Genomic DNA, 20,614 nt, shown 5'->3' with positions numbered 1-20,614 from the left:
GGCCCGGGACCGGGCAGCGACTGCGCCGGGTTCCGGACACCACGACGGTGGCCCCGGCAGTGCTGCTCGCCGGGGCGCTCGCCGTCGGGGTGGCACCCGGCTTCGCCGACGTGGTGGCCCACGCCGTGAACGAAGCCGGGTCCGGGGGTGTCGTCGTCGCCTCCGTGCACCGGACGCCGGTCGGAGTGCCGCTCGGACTCGCCTCGACGGCGCTGGCCGCGGCCCTCGCCGCCGTGGCGGTCACCCGACCGAAGCCGCTCGCCGCACCGGGCTGGGCGCAGTCGCTGCGGCGCCTGCGGTCCGGGCACATCGGGGACTACGTGGCCTGGTTGCTCGTGGGCGCCGGACTGTTCGGCGCCCTGGCCCTGCCGGGGATCATGACCTCCTGATCAGGTCGTGAGGGAGACGATCAGGTCCCGAACGACACACGCACCTCCTTGAAGCCGAGGGAGCTCAGCAGGCCTTCGAGCATGTCGGTGGTGTTGGTCTCGGCGCGTTCGGTCAGCCCGCTGTCCTTCGCCGCGTCACCGATGTGCTTCGTCGCCAGCTTCTGCACGGCCTGTTCGCCGTTCGGGTTGTCCGAGAACAGGTCGCCCAGCCGGTCCAGGAGACCCCGTTGCTTGGACACCGCGTAGGAGCGGTCGGTGTCCAGGGCGGGCTTGCCCAGTTGCGCGTGCGGCAGGTTCAGCGTGGCCGTCGTGCGGTCCTCGTTGACCGTCACGTCGTCCTTGGCCACCTTGCCGAGGTCGACATACGCGTCGACGGTGCCCGCCCCGACGTACAGGGTGCGGGTGCCGCGGATCGCGTCGGGCAGGTACTTGGCGTCCTTCTCCAGGTCCACGACCACCTGGAAGTTGCCGGAGGCGGCGTCGTAGCGGCTGAGGTCCTGGATGGACTCCAGGAGTGCGGGACCCGAACGGTCATGGGTCTCGGTGCCGAACAGGTCCTTGAGGCCCGGGAGCACGCTCAGCCGGATGCCGGCGAAGAACACGATGAGCACCAGTACGACGGCGCTCACCAACTTCGCCCAGCCGGGCATGCGCTTGGACATGCGCCTGATGGGAGTCGTCATGCGACGGCCCTCCTTCCTACTGTTCGAATTCCCTCCAAAACCCTTGTCAGACCGAAGCGTTGGCCGATTGCCACCGCTGACGGAGGCACGGACGGCGCACTAGCGTGGTAATCCTTCCGAACCGGCGCTTCTGGAGACCCGGATGAGTCCAGACAGCACATCCCGGCCCCTCTGTCCCATGCACCGCATCAGCCTCCCCGAGCACGGGCCACCCCGCCTCGGCACCCTCGCGACCGGCACCCCGGTGTGGCTCGTGACCCGGTACGCCGAGGTACGTCAGGTGCTCATGGACCCGCGGTTCGACCGGAGCTCCCTGCACGCCCCGAACGCCCCGCCCCTGCTCGTCGTCCCCAACCTGCTGGACGACCCCAACGGTCTGCTCAACCAGGACGGCCCGGCCCACCAGCTGCTCCGCGGCACCGTGCAGCGGGCGTTCACCCCGCGGGCCATCGCCCGCTGGCGGCCCTGGGTGGGCTCGGTGGTCGCCTCGCTCCTCGACGAGTTCGCCGCACAGCCACAACCGGCCGACATCATCGAGGGGTTCACCCGGCCGCTGCCGGTGTCGGTGATCTGCCGGCTGATGGGCCTGGACCACGTGGACCGCGAACGGATCCGGCACTGGGCCGACCACGCCCTGTCCGGCGGCGCGCACCAGGTGGGTGAAGTCGTCGAGGCGATGACGGAGTTCGGCACGTTCGCCGCCGGGCTGATCGCCGAGCGGCGCAAGGAACCGGGCGACGACCTGGTCAGCGGTCTCGTGGCGGCCGGCGACGAACTGGGGATCGAGGAACGGCGGTTGATCACCCTGGTCTGCGGGCTGGTCGTGGCCGGACACGAGACCACCATGACCTCGCTCGGCAACGCCGTGGTCTACCTCCTCACCGACGGACGGGACGGCTGGCCGCTGCTCGCCCACGACGAGGCGTCCGCGGCGGTCGCGGCCGAACAACTGCTGCGCACCGTCCCGCTCAGCGAGGGAAAGGTGCTGCCGGGCCTGATCCGGCGCGCGGTCGAGGACGTCGAGGTCGGCGGGGTGCTGATCCCCGCGGGCGCTGTGGTCGCCCTCCAGACCAACGCCGCGAGCCGCGACCCCGACGTCTTCCCGCCGGGGCCGCCCGATCTCTCCGCACCCCTGGCCTCGCCGAGCATCACCTTCGGGGCCGGACCCCACCACTGCCTCGGCGCCTGGCTCGCCCGTCTGGAACTCGAACTCGCCCTGCACCAGCTGGCCGCGCGCTTCCCGGGGCTACGGGCCGAGTTCACACCGGAGACGATCGAATGGCGGGTGGGGCAGATGACGCGCAGCCCGCGGCGGTTGCTGGTGGCATGGTGATCCACGGCAGGGTTGAACGCGTTCAAATAATTCACGCGAGGAGGGAATCGTGGGGGCGGGCTTCCTCATTGTCCCGTTGTGGATCTATCTGATGATCGCCGTTGCCGTTCTGCGCCCTGGTCGGTTCGAGGTCGTCCTCGAAGGCCGGCCGGCTGATGGCGGTCGCGTTGGTCCTCCTGCCCCTGTCCCTGGTGATCGGCCTCATCCCGGCTTGAGTTCGCGGTCGCCCGAGGGTTTGGACCACCACACGCCCTCCCCGTGCGTCAGCCCCGGCAGCCGCAGCTCGGCCTCGCGCACCCGCCGGGCCGCGATTTCGCCCGTGATCACCCATGCCGTGCCGCCGCCCGTCGTACCGGTGAACTCGGCGCCGAGCGCGGCGAGATGGGCGGTGACCGGGGCGAGCGCGTCCAGCGGGACCTCCGTCTCGAACGCGTGGTACGGCTCGTACAGCCGGGTCCGTGCCCGCTCCAGGGCCTGGCGCAGCACGTACGGGGTGAGTCCGCGGAAGTCCGCGGCGGTGCTCAGCGGTGCGACGAAGCCGGACCGGACGAGGGTCACCCGGTAGTCCGTCACGGCTGCCCCGAAGAGCCCGGTCCGCATGCTCGTGCGGACCGCCTCCTCGATGGCCGAGTGGAACGCCCGGGGGAGTGCGCCGAGTTCCGTCTCGTACGCGAACACCCCGCCGGAACCACGCGGTCCCGGCTCCACCCGCAGCCCGATCGTCGCCCAGTAGCGGGTGCCGTCGTGCCATGGCCGCTCCTCGCCGGCCTCGCCGACCCCGCGCGGCCGCTCCAGGAGCCGGACCCGTCCGGGTGCGAAGACTGCCTCGACACCGAAGTCCTGGGCGAGGGTCGCGGCGATGACCTCCATCTGGACCTCGCCGTACAGCAGGAGCGCGGTGGAGCCGGCGTCCGTCGGGCGGGCGTGGATCAGCGGGTCCTGGTCGGCGAGGGTGAGGAGCGCGGAGCGCAGTCGGCCGGCCTGCTCGGGGCGCCGGGCGCTGACCTCGGTCTGCAGGGTCGGGGGTGCGAACTGCGGCGCGCGGTCGGTGAGTTCGCCGAGCCGGTCGCCGACCCGGATGCCCGCGAGACCCGTGAGGGCCGCGATGTTCCCGGCGGTGAGGGGGCCGCTGCCGCCGCCGATCACGTCGAGGTGCGTCACCCGGCCGGACACCTCGCGGGTCCGGCCGTCGGCGTCGCGCCGCCGGAACGTCAGCCGTTGACGCTCCGTCACCTCACCGTCGTGGAGACGGAGATACGCCGTGCGCTCGCCGCCGGGTCCCGGCCGGACGGCGAACACCGTGCCGCGAGGGGTGGTGACCCCGGTCGTCGGGGCGGGCGGGATCAGTCGGACCACGCTCTCGACCAGGTCGGACACACCCTGGCCGCCGAGGGCGGACCCGAAGAGGACGGGGTGGAAGGAGCCGTCGGCCGTGTGGGCGGCGAGGGCCTTGTGCAGGTCGTCCGGTGTGGGCGCGGGGCCGTCCACGACGGCCGCGAGGAGGTCCGGGTCGATGTCCGCGAGGGATTCGGCCAGTTCGTCGCCGTAGAACAGGGGTGTGACGCGGGCGTCCGGCGTGCCGATGCCCTGGACCGTGCCGATCGGTGCGACGTGTGGTGTCAGTCGGCGGCGGATGTCGTCGAGCAGGCCCTCCGCGCGAGCCCCCGCCCGGTCGACCTTGTTGACGAAGACGAGCGTGGGCAGCCGCAGCCGGCGCAGGGTGCGCATCAGGACGCGGGTCTGCGCCTGGACGCCCTCCACGGCGGACAGCACCAGGACCGCCCCGTCCAGGACCTCCAGGGCGCGCTCGACCTCGGCGATGAAGTCCGAGTGCCCGGGGGTGTCGATGAGGTTGATCTGTGTGTCGCCGACGGTGAACGCGGCGACCGCGGAGCGGATGGTGATCCCACGCTGCCGCTCGATGGCGCCGTCGTCCGTTCGGGTGTCACCGGTGTCGACGCTGCCGAGCCGGTCGATCGTGCCGTGGTCGAACAGCAGCCGCTCGGTGAGGCTGGTCTTACCGGCGTCGACGTGGGCCAGAATTCCGATGTTCAGGGTGTGCATACGGGGTCGCGTCCTCGAGAACCGTGGGCCTGTGGAAGGGCTGGTGGATTCCGAGGAGTCGGCGCATGCGGGTGGTCCTGACGTGAGGGAACACGGACGTCGCCATCATGGCCTGAGCCGGGTGCGGGGCCGCAACCGAATTTCCCGGTCAGTAGCATGGCTCCGGCAGCCTGGAATGATCATGCTAGGAGTGGATCGTGCGAGACATCGCCGTGTTCAGCGGTAGTGCCCACCCCGAGCTGGCGGCGGAGGTCTGCGCACACCTGGGGGTGCCCCTGAGCCCCACCCGGGTCAGCCGGTTCGCCAACGACTGTCTGGAGGTGCAGCTCCAGGCCAACTGCCGGGAGCGGGACGTCTTCCTCGTCCAGCCGCTGGTCAAGCCGGTCCAGGAGAACCTCGTCGAGCTGCTGCTGATGTGCGACGCCGCCCGCGGGGCCTCGGCCCGCCGGATCACCGTCGTCATGCCGCACTACTCCTACGCCCGCTCCGACAAGAAGGACGAGCCCCGTATCTCGCTGGGCGGGCGGCTCGTCGCCGACCTGTTGGTGTCGGCCGGCGCGAGCCGTGTCCTCGCCATGACGCTGCACTCGCCCCAGGTGCACGGGTTCTTCTCGGTCCCGGTCGACCATCTGCACGCGCTGCGTGAACTGGCCGCGCACTTCCAGCAGTACGACCTCTCCCGCACCACCGTGGTCTCCCCGGACCTGGGCAACGTCAAGGAGGCGGCCGCGTTCGCCCGGCTGATCGGCGCGCAGGTGGCGGCCGGGGCCAAGCAGCGGTTCGCGGACGACCGGGTCAGCATCAACTCCGTCATCGGCGAGGTCGCCGACCGGGACGTCATCGTGCTGGACGACGAGATCGCCAAGGGCAGCACCGTCCTGGAACTCCTGGACCGGCTGCGGGAGTTGAAGCCGCGCTCGATCCGGGTCGCCTGTACGCACGGTCTGTTCGCGGCGGGCGCGCTCAAGCGGATCGGCGAGCAGCCCGACGTCCTGGAGATCGTCTGCACCAACACCGTGCCGGTGCCCGAGGAGGAGCGCACGGAGAAGCTGCGGATCCTGTCCATCGCTCCCGCGCTCGCCGAGGCCGTGCGTCGTATTCACAACGGGGAGTCCGTCAGTGCCCTGTTCGACGCGCCGCGGAGCGAATAGACATGGAGGGGTAGCCGGGTGACGCCCGGCATCACTCAGGTGACCTGGAGGCCCCAGTGGCGAAGGCGAAGTTCGAGCGGACCAAGCCGCATGTGAACATCGGCACCATCGGGCACATCGACCACGGCAAGACCACGCTCACCGCGGCCATCACGAAGGTGCTGCACGACAGGTATCCCGACCTGAACCCGTTCACGCCCTTCGACCAGATCGACAAGGCACCCGAGGAGCGGCAGCGCGGCATCACCATCTCGATCGCCCATGTCGAGTACCAGACCGAGCACCGGCACTACGCGCACGTCGACTGCCCGGGCCACGCCGACTACATCAAGAACATGATCACCGGCGCGGCCCAGATGGACGGTGCGATCCTGGTCGTCGCGGCCACCGACGGGCCGATGCCGCAGACCAAGGAGCACGTCCTGCTCGCCCGGCAGGTCGGCGTGCCGTACATCGTCGTCGCCCTCAACAAGACGGACATGGTGGACGACGAGGAGATCCTCGAGCTCGTCGAGCTGGAGGTGCGCGAGCTGCTCACCGAGTACGAGTTCCCCGGCGACGACGTGCCCGTGATCCAGGTGTCCGCGCTCAAGGCGCTGGAGGGCGACGAGCGGTGGGCCCGGTCGGTGCTCGATCTGCTGGACGCGGTCGACACGGCGGTCCCCGAGCCGCAGCGCGACGTGGACAAGCCGTTCCTGATGCCGATCGAGGACGTCTTCACGATCACCGGGCGCGGCACGGTCGTCACCGGCCGGATCGAGCGAGGGGTTCTGCACGTCAACAAGGAGGTCGAGATCATCGGCATCCACGAGGAGAAGACGAGGACCACCGTCACCGGCATCGAGATGTTCCGCAAGCTTCTCGACGAGGGCCGGGCGGGGGAGAACGTGGGGCTGCTGCTGCGCGGCATCAAACGGGAGGACGTCGAGCGCGGACAGGTCGTGATCCAGCCGGGCACGGTCACCCCGCACAAGGAGTTCGAGGCACGTGCGTACGTCCTGTCCAAGGACGAGGGCGGCCGGCACACACCGTTCTTCGACAACTACCGCCCGCAGTTCTACTTCCGCACGACGGACGTCACCGGTGTGGTGACCCTGCCCAAGGGCACCGAGATGGTCATGCCGGGCGACAACACGACGATGCTCGTGCAGCTGATCCAGCCCATCGCCATGGAGGAAGGGCTGAAGTTCGCCATCCGTGAGGGCGGGCGGACCGTGGGCGCCGGTCAGGTCACCAAGATTCTGAAGTAGCGGCCTTCACAGCGAGCCGGACGTGGCCTCGGACTGTCCCAGGGCCGCGTCCAGCGTCGGGTGCGCGGGCAGCAGCCGGTTCAGGCCGGTGACCCGCATGATGCGCAGGGTGAGGGGATGGGCGCAGACCAGGTGTAACCGGCCGTCGTGGTCGAGGACCCGGGTGCGGGCGCGGTACAGCAGGCGCAGTCCGGAGCAGTCGAAGAACTCGACCTGTCCGAGGTCGATCACGATCCGGGCGCCGTCGCGCCCGGTCACCCGGTCCAGGTACGGGACGATCTCCAGCGCCGCCGCGATGTCGATCTCGCCGCGGAACTCCAGGACCGTGTGTCCGCGGTCCTGGTGGATACGCAGATGCCGGCTCAGCGGTGCAGGTTGCTGCTGCACGACGACATCGCCTCCAACCAGCTCCTCAAGCGGCGGGTTCGCAGGTCACCGGGGGCCGGGGTGACATCGTGCAGCGAGCGTACGAGCGCAGCCGTGTCCCCGGGTCCCGAGTGAGCGCAAATCCTTGCCCCGCACTGCAAGTTACCCTCGATGGAGTGAATTTGAGCATGTTCGATTGACATATGTCTGCGAATTGAGACGGAGTCTTACGACAAGGCGTGCCAGGCCCTGGTGAGCGACTGACGGAACTGCTCGGTCTGGTGCGCCGTGAGATCGCGGACCATCCGCTCCTCCAGCTCCCGCACGGGCTCCTCGTGCCGGGCGAGCAGCTCGCGGCCGGCATCGGTCAGCAGGATCAGCAGCTCCCGGCGGTTGTGCGGATTCCGCTCCCGGCGCACCAGTGCGCGGTTCTCCAGTGACCGTACGAGATCGGCGATGGACTGGGCGGTGACGAACGAGTCGCGGGCCAGCTGTGCGGCCGACAGTCCGTCGTGCCGCTCCAGGACCGTCAGGGCGGTGTACTGCAGCGCCGTGATGCCGGACGGCTTGACCAGCTCGTCCAGGTGGGAACGGACGACGAGTTCCACTTGTTTGACCATGTAGAGCAGTGACGGGGCTGCCTTGGTCGCCTGGGTGTCGAGCATGAGTTCAGCCTAGAGCATTGACAGGAATCCTGTCTGTAATGAGACTGCGGACCAACAGGAATCCTGTTTGTTGAAATCTTGGCAATGGAGCTGAGGAGCGGTGATGACCACCTTCGAGATCGAACCCGGGCGGCTGTTCATCGGGGGACGGTGGCGCGAGGCCGCCGACGGAGCGCGCACCGAGGTGGTCGACCCGTCCCGGGGCGCGGTCGTCACCACCGTCGCGGAGGCGGGCGCCGCCGACGTGGACGCGGCCGTGCGCGCCGCACGGGAGGCCTTCGACGACGGCTCCTGGTCCGGTCTGAGCGGTCGGGAGCGCGGTCGCGTCCTGCACCGTGTCGCGGAGCTGATCCGCGAGAACGCCGAGGACATCGCCCGCCTGGAGAGTCTCGACGTCGGCAAGCCGATCACGCTGGCGCACGCCGTCGACGTGACGAACGCGGCCAACGACTACGAGCACTTCGCCGCTCTCGCCCACACCCTGCACGGGGCCAACCGCGACACCCCCATGAACGCCCTCGCCTACACGCGGCGCGAGCCGCTCGGTGTGGTCGCCGCGATCACCCCCTTCAACTTCCCGCTGATCCTGGCCGGCTCGAAGATCGCCCCGGCGCTGGCGGCGGGCAACACGGTCGTGCACAAGCCGGCCGACGAGACCCCGCTCAGCGCCCTCTACATGGCCAAGCTGTTCCAGCGGGCGGGTGTCCCCGACGGTGTGGTCAACGTCGTGACCGGCGCGGGCCCGGTCGCGGGCGAGGCGCTGCTGCGGCACAGCGGCGTCGACAAGATCGCCTTCACCGGCTCCACCGCGGTCGGCCGGCACGCGGCGAGCGTCGCCGGTGAGGCCCTCAAGCCGGTCACCATGGAGCTGGGCGGCAACGCGGCCCACATCGTCTTCGAGGACGCCGAGCTGGAGAAGGCCGTCGGCGCGATCATCAAGGGCTTCGTCTTCAACTCCGGCCAGTTCTGCATGGGCGGCCCGCGGCTGCTGGTGGCCCGCTCGGTCTACGCCACCCTGCTGGGCATCCTGGAACAGGCCGTGCCCGGCGTCCCGCTCGGCGACCCGCGGCAGCCGGAGACCGTCATCGGGCCGATGGCGGGGGAGAAGCACCTCAGGAAGGTCGAGGAGTACGTCGAACTGGCCCGCAAGGAGGGCGCCCGCATCGTCTGCGGCGGCGAACGCCTCGATCTGGACGGCGGCTTCTACTACAAGCCCACGGTCATCGCCGACCTGCCGAACGACTCCCGGGTGATCCAGGAGGAGATCTTCGGCCCCGTCCTCACCGTGCAGCCCTTCGACTCCGAGGAGGAGGCGATCCGGCTCGCCAACTCCACGCCGTACGGCCTGGCTTCGGGCATCCAGACGTCCAACCTCGCCCGCGCCCACCGCATCGCCGACAAGCTCCAGGCGGGCATCGTCTGGGTCAACGACTGGGCGATGCTCGACCCCGCGGTCCCCTTCGGCGGCGTCAAGGACTCCGGATTCGGGCGGGAATACGGCCCCGAGGCCCTCGCCTCCTACACCAGGACCAAGTCCGTCGTCGTCTCGCTCGACTGAACGCGCCTGAAATCAAAGGGAGTTACCGCGATGCCCATCACCACCCGCGCAGCCGTCGTCGAGTCCGGCGGAGCACCGTTCACTCTCGCCGACGTCCAACTGGACGAGCCCGGGCCGCACGAGGCCGTCGTCCGTATGGTCGCCACCGGTCTGTGTCACACGGACCTCGGTGTGGCGAGCGGCGGACTGCCCTTCCCGCTGCCCGGCGTCCTCGGTCACGAAGGCGCCGGTGTCGTCGAGGCCGTCGGCTCGGCCGTCACCGGCGTCGAGCCCGGCGACCACGTCGTGCTGTCGTTCACGTCCTGCGGCGAGTGCGGCAACTGCAACGGCGGCCACCCGGCGTACTGCGCCACCTGGCTGCCGCTGAACCTCATCGGCGGCCGCCGGGCCGACGGCAGCAGCACCATCAGCCGGGACGGCGAGACGCTGGGCGGCCACTTCTTCGGCCAGTCCTCCTTCGCCGAGAAGGCGCTGGTCGACGAGCGCAGCCTCGTCAAGGTCGACCCCGATGTGCCGCTGGAGTCGATCGCCCCATTGGGCTGCGGCGTACAGACCGGCGTCGGCGCCGTCTGGAACGTACTGAAGCCGGTCACCGGCAGCACGATCGTGGTCCTCGGTGCGGGAGCCGTCGGTCTGTCCGCGGTCATGGCCGCCGCCCTCACCCCGGCCACCACGATCGTCGCCGTCGACCGGGTCGGCGAACGCCTCTCCCTGGCAAAGGAGTTGGGCGCCACCCACACCGTCAACGCGGGCGAGGAGGACCTCGGGGAGGCCCTCGCCACGATCACCGGCGGGCGGGGCGCGGACGGCGTCGTGGAGACCACCGGCAACGTCACCGTGCTGCGCAAGGGCGTCGACGCGCTCGGCGCCCGCGGCACCCTGGTCGTCGTCGGCGCCCCGCCGTTCGGCTCGGAGGTCGCCCTCGACGTCAACGGGCTGCTCGGCGGCAAGCGGATCGTCGGTCTGACCCTCGGCGACGCCGAGACACAGTCCTTCATCCCCGCCCTGGTCGACCTGGTGAAGGCGGGGCGGCTCCCGCTGGACCGCCTGATCAGCACCTATCCGTTCGCGGACATCGACCAGGCGGTGCGGGACATGGGCGCGGGCAAGGCGATCAAGCCCGTGCTGACGTTCTGACCCCGGTCAGTCCATCGTCAGGACCAGCTTCCCCGTGGTCCGGCCGGTGTCGCCGAGCCTGTGCGCCTCGGCGGCCTCGGCCAGCGGGAAGGTGCCGGCGATCGCGGGGCTCAGCTTCCCCGCCTCCACCAGCTCCGCGATCGCCTCCATGCCGGCCCGGTCGGCGTCGACGAGCATCCACACCGCTCGTACGCCGAGCCGCTCCGCCTCCTTCGTGTATTCGTCCTGCGCGACCGGCAGGATCGAGACGGCCAGTCCGCCCGGGCGCAGGACGCGCAGCGAGCGCACGGCGTTGTCGCCGCCGATCGTGTCCAGCACGACGTCGACGTCCTTCACGGCCTCGGTGAAGTCCGTCTCCCGGTAGTCGATCACCTCGTCCACGCCGATCCCGCGCAGGAACTCGTGCTTGCCCGCACTCGCCGTGCCGATCACATGGGCGCCGCGCGCCTTCGCGATCTGGACGGCCACATGCCCCACCCCGCCGGCCGCCGCGTGGATCAGCACGCGCTGCCCCGGCCGCAGGTCGGCGTGTTCCACCAGCGCCTGCCAGGCGGTCAGCGACACCAGCGGAAGGGCTCCGGCCTGGATGTGGTCGATCCCGGCAGGCTTGTGCGCCAGGGCGCGGGCCGGGGCGATGACGTACTCGGCGTGCGAGCCCACTCCGTACGGGTAGGGCAGCATCCCGAAGACCTCGTCCCCGGGCGCGAAGGCGACGCCGAATCCGACCGCCTCGACCACGCCGGAGACGTCCCAGCCCAGGACGAACGGGGGCTCGCCCAGGAAGATGCCGGCGGCGCGGTGCTTCCAGTCGGTGGGGTTGACCCCGGCGGCCCGCACCCGGATCAGCACCTCGTTCGCCCGTGGCTCGGGGCGTTCCACTTCCACTTCCTTCAGGACCTCGGGACCGCCGAGGACGTCCTGGCTGACAGCTCGCATCGTCGTCTTCACAGTGCTCATGGTGATCAAGCCTGTCGAGATCCGGCCCGCAGGAAAATGGCATGATTGCCAACCTTCGATAGGATCGTGCCATGCGTGACATGCAGCGGGTCGAGCGAGTCGTGGTTCTGGCCCTGGAGGGCGTCTACCCCTTCGAGCTGGGTATCCCCGCCCGGATCTTCGGTGCTGCCCAGGGCCGATACGAGGTGCTGACCTGCACCGTCGACGGACGACCCGTGCACACCGACGCCGACTTCACGATCGGCGTCGAGCACGGCCCAGAGATCCTGAGGACGGCGGACACCGTGGTGATCCCGCCCGTCGACCCCGCGCGTGTCACCCCCGAGCTGCCCGACGAGGTCAGCGCCGCACTCGCGATGATCCCCGCCGACGCACGTCTGGTCTCCATCTGCACCGGCGCGTTCGTGCTGGCGGCGGCCGGACACCTCGACGGCCGCACGGCGACCACCCACTGGCGGCTGGCCGACCGGTTCCGCGCCATGTTCCCGCAGGTCGCCCTCGACCCGGGGGTGCTCTTCGTGGACGACGGCACGGTGCTCACCTCGTCCGGTGCGGCCTCGGGGGTGGATGTGTGTCTGCACATCGTGCGCCGGGACCATGGCAGCGAACTGGCCAATTTCGTCTCGCGGTGCTGCGTGGTGCCGCCGTTCCGGGACGGTGGCCAGGCGCAGTACATCGAGCAGCCCGTGCCGGAGCTCGGGGCGACGAGCACCGCCGCCACCCGGGAGTGGGCGCTGGGGCACCTCGACGCACCGCTGACCCTGAGCGACCTCGCCGTCCACGCCCGGATGAGCCTGCGCACCTTCGCCCGCCGCTTCCACGACGAGGTCGGTCTCAGCCCCGGCCGCTGGCTGATCCAGCAGCGGGTGGCCCGGGCCCGGCACCTGCTGGAATCCAGCGACCTGCCGGTGGACCAGATCGCCGGCCAGGTCGGCTTCGCCACCGGCGCCTCGCTGCGCCAGCATCTGCACGCGGCGATCGGGGTGTCGCCGCAGGCCTACCGGCGGACATTCCGGACGGCCACCCACTGAACCGAACGTTTCCCGCCCCCGCCACGTCTGAGGGTCACGACTGCGGCCGGTGAACAGGGGTGGGGGATGCGCAGAGGCTTGGTGGCACTGACGGCGCTGATGGCGGTGGCCGCGGTGGGGTGCGGGTCCGAGAGCGGGACCGAGGAGGACCTGGTCGTCGAGGGCGCGGCACCGCCCACGCCCTACAGCGGACCGTTGTACATCCACGGCAAGGCGTGGGACGAGGAGAAGGACGACCGCTCCGACCTCGTCGACACGGGCGCCGCGGCCCGGGCCCTGGAGTGCGACGGGGAGATCTACACGGCCGGCGGCAGCGAACCGTGGAGCAAGGGCGACGGAGGAGAGACGCCGGAGGAGGGGCTCGAGGCGTACTTCGAGATCGAGCAGCCCGACGGACCGCGCGAGGGCTATCGGGTGGAGCGCGAGGAGGGCGGCCGTGTCCTCTTCTCCTACGACGTCGACGGCCGGACCAAGGTGGCGGTGATCGTCGCCAAGGACCGGAAGAACCGGCCCGGTTGGGGCCCGGAGACCAGCGCCTCCTGCGACCCCGCCGAGTTCCCGGCGAGCTGGACCGACTCCAAGGACTACGAGGTCTGGACCGACCGGAACGGCAAGCGGGTGCCGATCACCGTCATCAGCAGCTCGGTCGGCGCCGCCCACTGCGACTGGCAGAAGGCGCACTTCCTGGGCACGGGGGAGGGCAAGGACAGTGTCCTGTACGCCCGTGATCCGGACGGCGTGCTCGGCGGCGAGATGCTGGAGGCCCCCTACCGGGGGGACGTCACCATGCCCGCGGACGCCAAGGACACCGGATACCGCCTGCGGGACTGGCAGTTGTGGCTGACGGACGACAAGGGGACGGCGTACGTCCGCACCCCCGACGGTGTGGAGGCCTGGCCGCGGGTCAAGAAGGGCATGGGCTGCGCGTGAGGCGTCACCGGCTGACGTGCAGGGCGACCAGCAACTGCCAGACCTGGTCGGCGATGTCCTGCGGGCCGCCCTCCAGCAGTCCGTGCAGCCAGTCGCCCAGCACGCCCGCGAACGTCGCGGCGACCGCCGAGGCCACCAGCGGGGCGTCGGCGGCACCCGCGAGTTCGCGCTCGCGGAGACTGTAGGCCCGCAGGTCGCGGTGGAGGACCCCGCCCAGCGGGCCGCCGCCGCCCGGGCCGAGCAGGGCCCGGTACAGCGCGGCATGGGGGGCGAGCGAGGCGAAGAACGCCGGCAGCGCGGGCGGCGCGTGCACCGGGTCGGGCCGTCCGCGCCAGGCGTGCAACGCCTCCACGGCCTCGCGTACGACGTCCGCGCAGGCGTCGACGGCCAGCGCCTCCAGGCCGTCGTAGTGGACGTAGAACGTGGCCCGTCCGACCCCCGCCCGGCGCACCAGCGCGGCCACGCCGACCTCCGCGAGCGGGTGCTCGGCGCACTCCGCGAGCAGCGCCTCGCGCAGCTTCGCCCGGGTGCGCGCCGCGCGGGGGTCCTCGGGTGCGGTGCGGGTCACTGTGCCAGCAGGACCGCGCCCAGGGCGAGCGCACCGGGCAGGGCTTGCGCGACGAGGATGCGGATGTTGGCGGTGACCGCGCCGTACACGCCCGCGACGATGACGCAGGACAGGAAGAACACCTGGGCGCGGAAGCCCGTCGGGTCGGCCGCGATCAGGCCCCACACCAGGCCCGCCGCGAGAAAGCCGTTGTAGAGGCCCTGGTTGGCGGCCATCGCCGCGGTGGCCTTGGCCATCTCCCGGTCGAAGCCGTGGAAGGACATCCCCGGCTTCTTCTGCCACAGGAACATCTCCATCACCAGGATGTACGCGTGCAGCACGGCCACCAGGGCCACCAGCACGTTCGCTACCGCTTCCATGATCTCCCTCAGTCTCTTGGACAGGCGTCCACTATAGCTGGACAGGTGTCCAGGATGTCAGTGGCTCCCGTTAGCCTTCGCGCATGACTGATCAGGACGTGACGGTGCGGCGCGCCCGCGCCGAGGACATACCGGGACTCGTCGCCTCCAGCGCGGGCCTCTTTGCGGAGGACGGCGGCACCCGGGACGCGGCCATCAACGTCGACTGGCCGCACGAGCACGCGGCGGTGTCGTTCGCGGCCGCGCTGGAGGACCCGGAGCGCCTCGTGCTCGTCGTGGACCACCAAGGACGGGTGGCGGGACACCTGATGGGTTCGGTCACCGAGGCCACGGCGATGCGCCTGGTCAAGTCCGCGACCCTGGTCAGCATGTACGTCCGCCCCGAGCACCGGCGGGCCCGGGCCGGGGCCGCTCTGGTGACGGAGTTCCTCGCCTGGGCGCGGGGACAGGGCGCCGAGCAGGCCGAGGTGACGGCGTACGCGGCCAATACCGACGCGATCCGCTTCTATGAACGGGGCGGTTTCGCCCCGCAGTTGGTCACCCTGCGGCAGGCGCTCGGAGGCGACAAAAAGAAAGGGCAAGGGGACTGAGCCCTCCTTGCCATGTTCAACATATAGCGCACCCGGGGGCTTGCGGCAAGGCCCTGGTGGTACCGCAGAATCTCCGCTCGAAGCCGGAAAACGCGCAGAACGGGGAGTCACGAAGTGCGAGTTTTGTTGTCGACGTACGGGTCGCGCGGGGACGTCCAGCCGATGGCGGCGCTCGCTGTGGAGCTGCGGGCGCTGGGCGCGGAGGTACGGGTGTGCGCGCCGGCGGACGAGGAGTTCGCGAAGCTGCTGGACCGTGTCGGCGTGCAGATGGTGCCGGTCGGCCCGTCGGCGCGTGCGCTGACCACCCAGGCGCCACCGCCGACGGCCGCGAACCTGCCCCGGCGCGCGGCCGCCGTGCTCGCCAGTCAGCTGGAGGGGATCACCGCGGCTGCCGAAGGGTGCGACCTGATGGTGGCGACCGGCATGATCTCGGCCGCGGCCGGCGCGCTGTCGGTGGCCGAGAAGTCCGGCATCCCTGCCGTGTCCGTCACCTTCCAGCAGATCACCCTGCCCTCCCCGCTGCGCCGCCCGCTGGCGTATCCGGGCAGGCCGCTGCCGACGGACGTGACCGACAACCGGGTGCTGTGGAAGCTGGACGCCGAGAACATCAACGCGCTGTTCGGCGAGGCGCTCAACTCCACCCGGGCGTCGATCGGCCTGCCCCCGGTGGACGACGTCCGCGACTACGTGATCGGCGACCGGCCGTGGCTGGCCACGGACCCCGTCCTGGACCCGTGGCAGGAGACGGCGGACTTCGACGTCGTACAGACCGGCGCGTGGGCCGTGCCCGACGGACGCCCGCTGCCGGACGACCTGGTGGCGTTCCTGGACGCCGGTGAACCACCGGTGTTCGTGGGCTTCGGCAGCATGCCCATGCGTGAGTCGACGGACGTCGTCGAGGTGGCGGTCCAGGCGGTCCGTGCGCAGGGGCGCCGCATACTCGTCGGGCGTGGCTGGGCCGACCTGAGTCTGATCGACGGCGAGGACGACTGCTTCGCCGTCGGCGACACCAACCACCAGGCGCTGTTCCCCCGGGTGGCGGCCGTCGTGCACCACGGCGGCGCGGGCACCACCACGACGGCTGCCCGGGCCGGCGTGCCCCAGGTGCTGGTGCCCCAGCTCGCGGACCAGCCGTACTGGGCCGGCCGGGTGGCCGAGCTGGGCATCGGCGCGGCACACGACGGTCCGACACCGACCTTCGCATCCCTGTCCGCCGCGCTCGGCACCGCCCTGGCCCCCGAGACCCGCGAGCGGGCGCGGGCCGTGGGGGACGCCGTCCGCACCGACGGGGCGGCGGTGGCCGCGAAGCTGATCCTCGACACCATCGGCCAGGGAAGGCCCACCGCGTCCGCCTGAACCCCACGCGACGGAGCGTCGCCCCGGGGCGACCACCAGGTCCGCCGAGCCGGTCCGTACCTTTTGCCGTGCACCATGGTCACACGACCTCATACCGGAGCTGATCATTTGAACACCCTGCCCACCAGCGCGTTCGACCTCCCCGACCGTCTCTCGTCCAAGGCCGACCCGGCGCTGATCGCCGGCGACGAGCAGCACTTCGCGGCCCTCGCCGAGTGCCTCGAGCAGTCCATCGCCGAGGTGTCCGGGCAGCTCGACGCCGCGCGCAGGGCACCCGGCGGCATGGGCCGGCACGCGATGGACCGGGACACGGAGATCCACCGGCTGAGCGCCCGCCTGCGCACCCTGCGCCGCTTCGGGCTCGACCTGTGCCTGGGACACATGGTCTCCGCCGACGACCCCGAGCCCCTCTACGTCGGACGGCTCGGCCTCACCGACAGCTCCGGCCGCCGACTCCTGGTGGACTGGCGCTCACCGGCTGCCGAGCCGTTCTTCGGCGCCACCCACGGCAACCCGATGGGGCTGACCAGCCGCCGCAGGTACCGCTGGACCGGCGGCCGGATCAGCGACTACTGGGACGAGGTGTTCACCGCCGACGGGCTGGAGCACCATGCCGCGCTCGACGACCAGTCCGCCTTCATCGCCAGCCTGGGCAGCAACCGCTCGCCCCGGATGCGGGACGTCCTCGGCACCATCCAGGCCGACCAGGACGCCATCATCCGCGCGGGATCGCGCGGCGCGCTCGTCGTCGACGGCGGTCCGGGCACCGGCAAGACCGTCGTCGCCCTGCACCGCTCCGCCTACCTCCTCCACTCCGACCCCCGCCTCGGTCACCGTCGCGGCGGCGTGCTCTTCGTCGGCCCGCACCGGCCGTATCTGTCGTACGTCTCGGACGTGCTGCCCAGTCTCGGCGAGGAGGGCGTGCAGACCTGCATCCTGCGGGACCTCGTCGCCGAAGGAGCCGCGGCGGGGATCGAGGCCGACCCGGAGGTGGCCCGGCTGAAGTCGTCCGCGGAGCTGGTGGGGGCGATCGAGAAGGCCGTCAGGTTCTACGAGGAGCCGCCCGCCAAGGGGATGACGGTCACCACCCACTGGTCCGACATCCCGCTGAGCGCCGACGAGTGGGCGGTGGCGTTCGACGCGGCGGAACCCGGCACCGCGCACAACGAGGCGCGCGACCAGGTGTGGGAGGAACTGCTCACCATCCTGATGGACAAGCACGAGGGCGACGTGTCGCCCGACCTGCTGCGCAAGTCGCTGCGGCAGAACAGGGAACTGCGCAGCGCCTTCGACCGCGCCTGGCCGCTGCTCGAAGCGGCCGACCTCGTCGGAGACCTGTGGACGGTACCCGCGTACCTGCGGATGTGCGCTCCCTGGCTCACCCCCGACGAGGTGCGCAGCCTCCAGCGCGCGGAGGCCCAGGCCTGGACGGTGTCCGACCTGCCGCTCCTGGACGCGGCCCGGCAGCGGCTCGGCGATCCGGAGACGGCCCGGCGCCAGGTCCGGCACAAGGCCGCCCTCGCCGTCCAGCGGGAGCAGATGACGCGGGTCGTCGACAGTCTGATCGAGGCCGTCTCCAACTCGGGCGCCGACGGGGACGACGGCGAAGGCCTGGTGAAGATGTTGCGCGGCGAGGACGCCAAGGTCAGCCTGGTCGACGAGTCCGAACTGGCCACCGCCGACCCGGACCTGCTCGCGGGCCCGTTCGCGCACATCGTCGTGGACGAGGCGCAGGAGCTGACCGACGCCGAGTGGCAGATGCTGCTGCTTCGGTGCCCGTCCCGGAGCTTCACCATCGTCGGGGACCGCGCGCAGGCCAGGCACGGGTTCACGGAGTCGTGGCAGGAACGGCTGGAGCGGGTCGGGCTCGACCGGATCGAGATGGCCTCCCTGAGCATCAACTACCGGACGCCGGAGGAGATCATGGCGGAGGCCGAGCCGGTCATCCGGGCCGCCCTCCCGGACGCCAACGTGCCGACCTCCATCCGCAGCAGCGGTGTTCCGGTCGTCCACGGAGCGGTCACGGAGCTGGAGTCGGTCCTGGACACCTGGCTCGCCGCGCATGCCGACGGGATCGCCTGTGTCATCGGGGACCCCGCGTTCCGGGCGACGTCGAGGGTGCGGTCGCTGACCCCGGAGCTGTCGAAGGGGCTCGAGTTCGACCTGGTCGTCCTCGTCGACCCGGAGAAGTTCGGCCAGGGCGTCGAGGGAGCGGTCGACCACTACGTTGCGATGACCCGGGCCACCCAGCAGCTCGTCGTCCTCACCGGCTGACCCCCTGCCGCGCCCTCCACCGGGGGGCGCGGCGCCGCCGTCCGCGCCCGTTTTCACAACCGTGCTGGTCAGTATGGACATTTGTCGATGTGTGGTTGCTGGCTGAGCGTGACGGAACCCTCACTTCCGCCGGGCGGTGAGGTTGATCTTTTCGGGTTCAAACCCGATAAGCTCCCCTCTGACGCCGCGAGTTGACCCGATCACCATCGGTCGTCCCGCGACGCGTCCCACTCAGTGCGATTCCCCTTGCACACCCCCCGTTGTTCGATTGTGTTGCTTCGAAGGATGCAGATGGAACTCGCCACTCCGCCACCGGCGGCGCGGGCCCCTGTCGCCTGGTACGGCTGGTGGCTGATGCCACTGGCCTTGGGAGGCGGGACGGTTGCCGCCACGTTCATGAGCTCGGAGGGCGTCACCGCGGCCGTCGCCGGGGCCGCCGCGACGGCGGCGAGCTCCGTGTGCGTCCGGCTCCTGGTCCGCACCCGCAAGGAGTTGCGGCGGGCCGAGGGATCCTTCCGCACCTCGCAGGCCGAGCACTCCCAGCAGTGGCAGCAGCATGTGGCCGTACTGGAGCGGAAGTTCGCCGCCGAGTACACCGCCCAGGACCACCGGCTGGCCGAACGGTCCGCCGCCTACGAGTCCCAGCTCGCCGAGCAGGCGCGCGCCTACGAGCAGCGGCTGACCGACCAGGCCGCCTCGTACGAGTCCCAGCTCGCCGAGCGGGCCGAGATCTGGGAGGAGCAGCTGGCGCACCAGCTGTCCGCGGTCGCCCGGCTCGCCGACGAGCAACTCCCCGAGGCGCTCGCGCAGTTGCGTGCTGGCGACGCCATCGACGACCTGCTGCCGGCCACCAACCAGTGCGCCAAGGTGAGCGCCGAGCTCCAGGCCGAGCTGCGCAAGGTCCTCAGGACCTCGTTGATCGGTGTCGAGCGGGAGTTCGACCGCTCGACCTCCGCCGAGCAGGCCGTGATCAGCATCGGCAACCGTATCCATGTGCTGACCAGCAAGCTCCGGGGCCGTCTGCACGAGATGCAGGGAGAGCACGGCCGACTTCCCTCCGTGGCACGCGGTCTGATGGAGCTCGACCAGGAGATCGGCCCCGCCGACTGTCTCGCGGCCAGCATCGGTGTGCTGGGCGGCTCGGACCGGCCCGGCCGGCAGTGGCAGGAGCCCCAGCGGCTGCTCAGCGTGGTCCGCGGCGGCATCGGCCGGATCAAGGAGTTCCAGCGGGTCGACGTACGCCATCTTCCTGAACTCGGCGTCGACGGCGGTCTGGTGGACCACCTCACGCTGATCTTCGCGCACCTCCTGGACAACGCGGCCCGTTACTCGCCGCCCACCGAGCCGGTGATCGTCTCCGGCAAGGAGGTGCCCAACGGCGTCGGCATCGAGATCCAGGACTCCGGCAAGGGCCTGAGCGAGCAGAAGAAGCTCGAGGCCGAGCGGGCGCTGACCGGCACCGAGGCCGGACCGGGTCTCGGCGGCATCACCGAGGACGCCACCATCGGCCTCAGGGTCGTCGGCATCCTGGCCCGCCGCTACGGCATCCGCGTCACCTTCGCGGACTCGCCCTGGCTCGGCACCTCGGTGGTCGTGGTGGTCCCGCACAAGTACTTCAGCCCGCTGCCCGCGGCAGCACCGGTGACGCCGCCCGCCGCCTCCGCCTCCGCCCCCGCCAGGGGGTCGGCCCCGGAGGCGCCGGCCGAGGAAGCGGCGGACACCACACCGGGCGGACTGCCCCGGCGCCGCAGCAGGCGCGGTGAGGAGCAGCGGCAGCAGACGGCCGAGCGCACCGAGGTGACGACGGGGACGAGCGTCTTCGCCGTCCCTCCGGACGCGTCGTTCGCCGGTCTTGCCGCGTTCGCCACCGCCGGACGCGAGTCCCAGGAGGCGGCCGGCCGGCCCGACGGCCGTGAGTCCACCGAGCACCGCACTGAAGAGAGCGACTAGTCC

The 20,614-nt window shown here is 71.0% G+C and carries 18 protein-coding genes; 11 read left to right on the top strand and 7 right to left on the bottom strand.

From position 1 onward, the window contains the following. Positions 1-409 precede the first annotated feature (409 nt). Positions 410-1,072, bottom strand: a complete 663-nt coding sequence (locus ACWD3I_RS23440; protein ID WP_365404640.1) for a DUF4230 domain-containing protein — start codon at positions 1,070-1,072, stop codon at positions 410-412. Positions 1,073-1,214: 142 nt separating this feature from the next. Between ACWD3I_RS23440 and ACWD3I_RS23435 the strand changes: the two genes are divergently transcribed. Then, complete coding sequence (locus ACWD3I_RS23435; RefSeq protein ID WP_365404637.1) at positions 1,215-2,405, top strand: cytochrome P450; 1,191 nt, start codon at positions 1,215-1,217, stop codon at positions 2,403-2,405. A 201-nt stretch (positions 2,406-2,606) separates the two neighbouring features. Here the strand turns inward: ACWD3I_RS23435 and otr(A) are convergent, their stop codons facing one another. After that, positions 2,607-4,469, bottom strand: coding sequence for a tetracycline resistance ribosomal protection protein Otr(A) (gene otr(A), locus ACWD3I_RS23430; RefSeq protein ID WP_365404634.1), 1,863 nt, complete (start codon positions 4,467-4,469; stop codon positions 2,607-2,609). 197 nt (positions 4,470-4,666) lie between these two features. On the opposite strand from otr(A), the gene ACWD3I_RS23425 reads away from it, so the two are divergent. Continuing rightward, complete coding sequence (locus ACWD3I_RS23425) at positions 4,667-5,620, top strand: ribose-phosphate diphosphokinase (RefSeq protein ID WP_365404631.1); 954 nt, start codon at positions 4,667-4,669, stop codon at positions 5,618-5,620. Between the two features lie 56 nt (positions 5,621-5,676). Then, complete coding sequence (gene tuf / locus ACWD3I_RS23420; RefSeq protein WP_365404628.1) at positions 5,677-6,870, top strand: elongation factor Tu; 1,194 nt, start codon at positions 5,677-5,679, stop codon at positions 6,868-6,870. A 6-nt stretch (positions 6,871-6,876) separates the two neighbouring features. On the opposite strand, the gene ACWD3I_RS23415 is transcribed toward tuf, so the two are convergent. Further along, a complete protein-coding gene (locus ACWD3I_RS23415; RefSeq protein WP_365404625.1) occupies positions 6,877-7,257 on the bottom strand; it encodes an anti-sigma factor antagonist in 381 nt (126 codons plus the stop codon). A 206-nt stretch (positions 7,258-7,463) separates the two neighbouring features. Beyond that, complete coding sequence (locus ACWD3I_RS23410) at positions 7,464-7,901, bottom strand: MarR family winged helix-turn-helix transcriptional regulator (RefSeq protein ID WP_365404622.1); 438 nt, start codon at positions 7,899-7,901, stop codon at positions 7,464-7,466. Positions 7,902-8,004: 103 nt separating this feature from the next. On the opposite strand from ACWD3I_RS23410, the gene ACWD3I_RS23405 reads away from it, so the two are divergent. Together ACWD3I_RS23405 and ACWD3I_RS23400 are read left to right on the top strand one after the other, a co-directional pair. Beyond that, complete coding sequence (locus ACWD3I_RS23405) at positions 8,005-9,459, top strand: aldehyde dehydrogenase family protein (RefSeq protein ID WP_365404619.1); 1,455 nt, start codon at positions 8,005-8,007, stop codon at positions 9,457-9,459. A 30-nt stretch (positions 9,460-9,489) separates the two neighbouring features. Beyond that, complete coding sequence (locus ACWD3I_RS23400) at positions 9,490-10,596, top strand: NAD(P)-dependent alcohol dehydrogenase (RefSeq protein ID WP_365404616.1); 1,107 nt, start codon at positions 9,490-9,492, stop codon at positions 10,594-10,596. Between the two features lie 6 nt (positions 10,597-10,602). On the opposite strand, the gene ACWD3I_RS23395 is transcribed toward ACWD3I_RS23400, so the two are convergent. Further along, positions 10,603-11,553 carry an NADP-dependent oxidoreductase gene (locus ACWD3I_RS23395; protein WP_365404613.1) on the bottom strand — a complete coding sequence of 317 codons (951 nt, stop codon included), beginning with the start codon at positions 11,551-11,553 and terminating at the stop codon, positions 10,603-10,605. 80 nt (positions 11,554-11,633) lie between these two features. Here ACWD3I_RS23395 and ACWD3I_RS23390 point away from each other — a divergent pair, with 80 nt between their 5' ends. Next, positions 11,634-12,584: a GlxA family transcriptional regulator gene (locus tag ACWD3I_RS23390; protein ID WP_365404680.1), complete on the top strand. Its 951-nt coding sequence runs from the start codon at positions 11,634-11,636 to the stop codon at positions 12,582-12,584. Between the two features lie 66 nt (positions 12,585-12,650). Next, a complete protein-coding gene (locus ACWD3I_RS23385; RefSeq protein ID WP_365404610.1) occupies positions 12,651-13,514 on the top strand; it encodes a hypothetical protein in 864 nt (287 codons plus the stop codon). A gap of 4 nt (positions 13,515-13,518) precedes the next feature. Here the strand turns inward: ACWD3I_RS23385 and ACWD3I_RS23380 are convergent, their stop codons facing one another. Next, the gene (locus ACWD3I_RS23380; RefSeq protein WP_365404607.1) at positions 13,519-14,082 is read right to left on the bottom strand and encodes a TetR/AcrR family transcriptional regulator; all 564 of its coding nucleotides are present in this window, start codon (positions 14,080-14,082) and stop codon (positions 13,519-13,521) included. Further along, a complete protein-coding gene (locus tag ACWD3I_RS23375; protein ID WP_266884720.1) occupies positions 14,079-14,441 on the bottom strand; it encodes a DUF1304 domain-containing protein in 363 nt (120 codons plus the stop codon). The genes ACWD3I_RS23380 and ACWD3I_RS23375 overlap by 4 nt, the downstream gene beginning before the upstream one ends. Before the next feature lie 83 nt (positions 14,442-14,524). Between ACWD3I_RS23375 and ACWD3I_RS23370 the strand changes: the two genes are divergently transcribed. The 4 genes from ACWD3I_RS23370 to ACWD3I_RS23355 all read left to right on the top strand — a co-directional run bounded on the left by ACWD3I_RS23370 (position 14,525) and on the right by ACWD3I_RS23355 (position 20,611). Continuing rightward, the gene (locus tag ACWD3I_RS23370; RefSeq protein ID WP_365404603.1) at positions 14,525-15,031 is read left to right on the top strand and encodes a GNAT family N-acetyltransferase; all 507 of its coding nucleotides are present in this window, start codon (positions 14,525-14,527) and stop codon (positions 15,029-15,031) included. A 114-nt stretch (positions 15,032-15,145) separates the two neighbouring features. Further along, positions 15,146-16,387 carry a glycosyltransferase gene (locus tag ACWD3I_RS23365; RefSeq protein WP_365404600.1) on the top strand — a complete coding sequence of 414 codons (1,242 nt, stop codon included), beginning with the start codon at positions 15,146-15,148 and terminating at the stop codon, positions 16,385-16,387. A 108-nt stretch (positions 16,388-16,495) separates the two neighbouring features. Beyond that, positions 16,496-18,661 carry an RNA polymerase recycling motor ATPase HelR gene (gene helR, locus ACWD3I_RS23360; RefSeq protein WP_365404596.1) on the top strand — a complete coding sequence of 722 codons (2,166 nt, stop codon included), beginning with the start codon at positions 16,496-16,498 and terminating at the stop codon, positions 18,659-18,661. Positions 18,662-18,952: 291 nt separating this feature from the next. Beyond that, complete coding sequence (locus ACWD3I_RS23355; protein ID WP_365404593.1) at positions 18,953-20,611, top strand: ATP-binding protein; 1,659 nt, start codon at positions 18,953-18,955, stop codon at positions 20,609-20,611. Positions 20,612-20,614: the final 3 nt, after the last annotated feature.

It is taken from the genome of Streptomyces sp. NPDC002817 (genome assembly GCF_053592055.1).
The sequence above is the reverse complement of the archived record's forward strand: the minus strand, read 5'-3'. Positions and strand labels throughout refer to the sequence as shown.

Bases quoted from the DNA above. Each gene is read 5' to 3' on its own strand.
- ACWD3I_RS23385 (WP_365404610.1), top strand. From the start codon at position 12,651: ATGCGCAGAGGCTTGGTGGCACTGACGGCGCTGATGGCGGTGGCCGCG.
- ACWD3I_RS23390 (WP_365404680.1), top strand. From the start codon at position 11,634: ATGCAGCGGGTCGAGCGAGTCGTGGTTCTGGCCCTGGAGGGCGTCTAC.
- ACWD3I_RS23405 (WP_365404619.1), top strand. From the start codon at position 8,005: ATGACCACCTTCGAGATCGAACCCGGGCGGCTGTTCATCGGGGGACGG.
- ACWD3I_RS23435 (WP_365404637.1), top strand. From the start codon at position 1,215: ATGAGTCCAGACAGCACATCCCGGCCCCTCTGTCCCATGCACCGCATC.
- ACWD3I_RS23395 (WP_365404613.1), bottom strand. From the start codon at position 11,553: ATGAGCACTGTGAAGACGACGATGCGAGCTGTCAGCCAGGACGTCCTC.
- ACWD3I_RS23355 (WP_365404593.1), top strand. From the start codon at position 18,953: ATGGAACTCGCCACTCCGCCACCGGCGGCGCGGGCCCCTGTCGCCTGG.
- ACWD3I_RS23440 (WP_365404640.1), bottom strand. From the start codon at position 1,072: ATGACGACTCCCATCAGGCGCATGTCCAAGCGCATGCCCGGCTGGGCG.
- ACWD3I_RS23400 (WP_365404616.1), top strand. From the start codon at position 9,490: ATGCCCATCACCACCCGCGCAGCCGTCGTCGAGTCCGGCGGAGCACCG.
- ACWD3I_RS23375 (WP_266884720.1), bottom strand. From the start codon at position 14,441: ATGGAAGCGGTAGCGAACGTGCTGGTGGCCCTGGTGGCCGTGCTGCAC.
- ACWD3I_RS23370 (WP_365404603.1), top strand. From the start codon at position 14,525: ATGACTGATCAGGACGTGACGGTGCGGCGCGCCCGCGCCGAGGACATA.
- ACWD3I_RS23410 (WP_365404622.1), bottom strand. From the start codon at position 7,901: ATGCTCGACACCCAGGCGACCAAGGCAGCCCCGTCACTGCTCTACATG.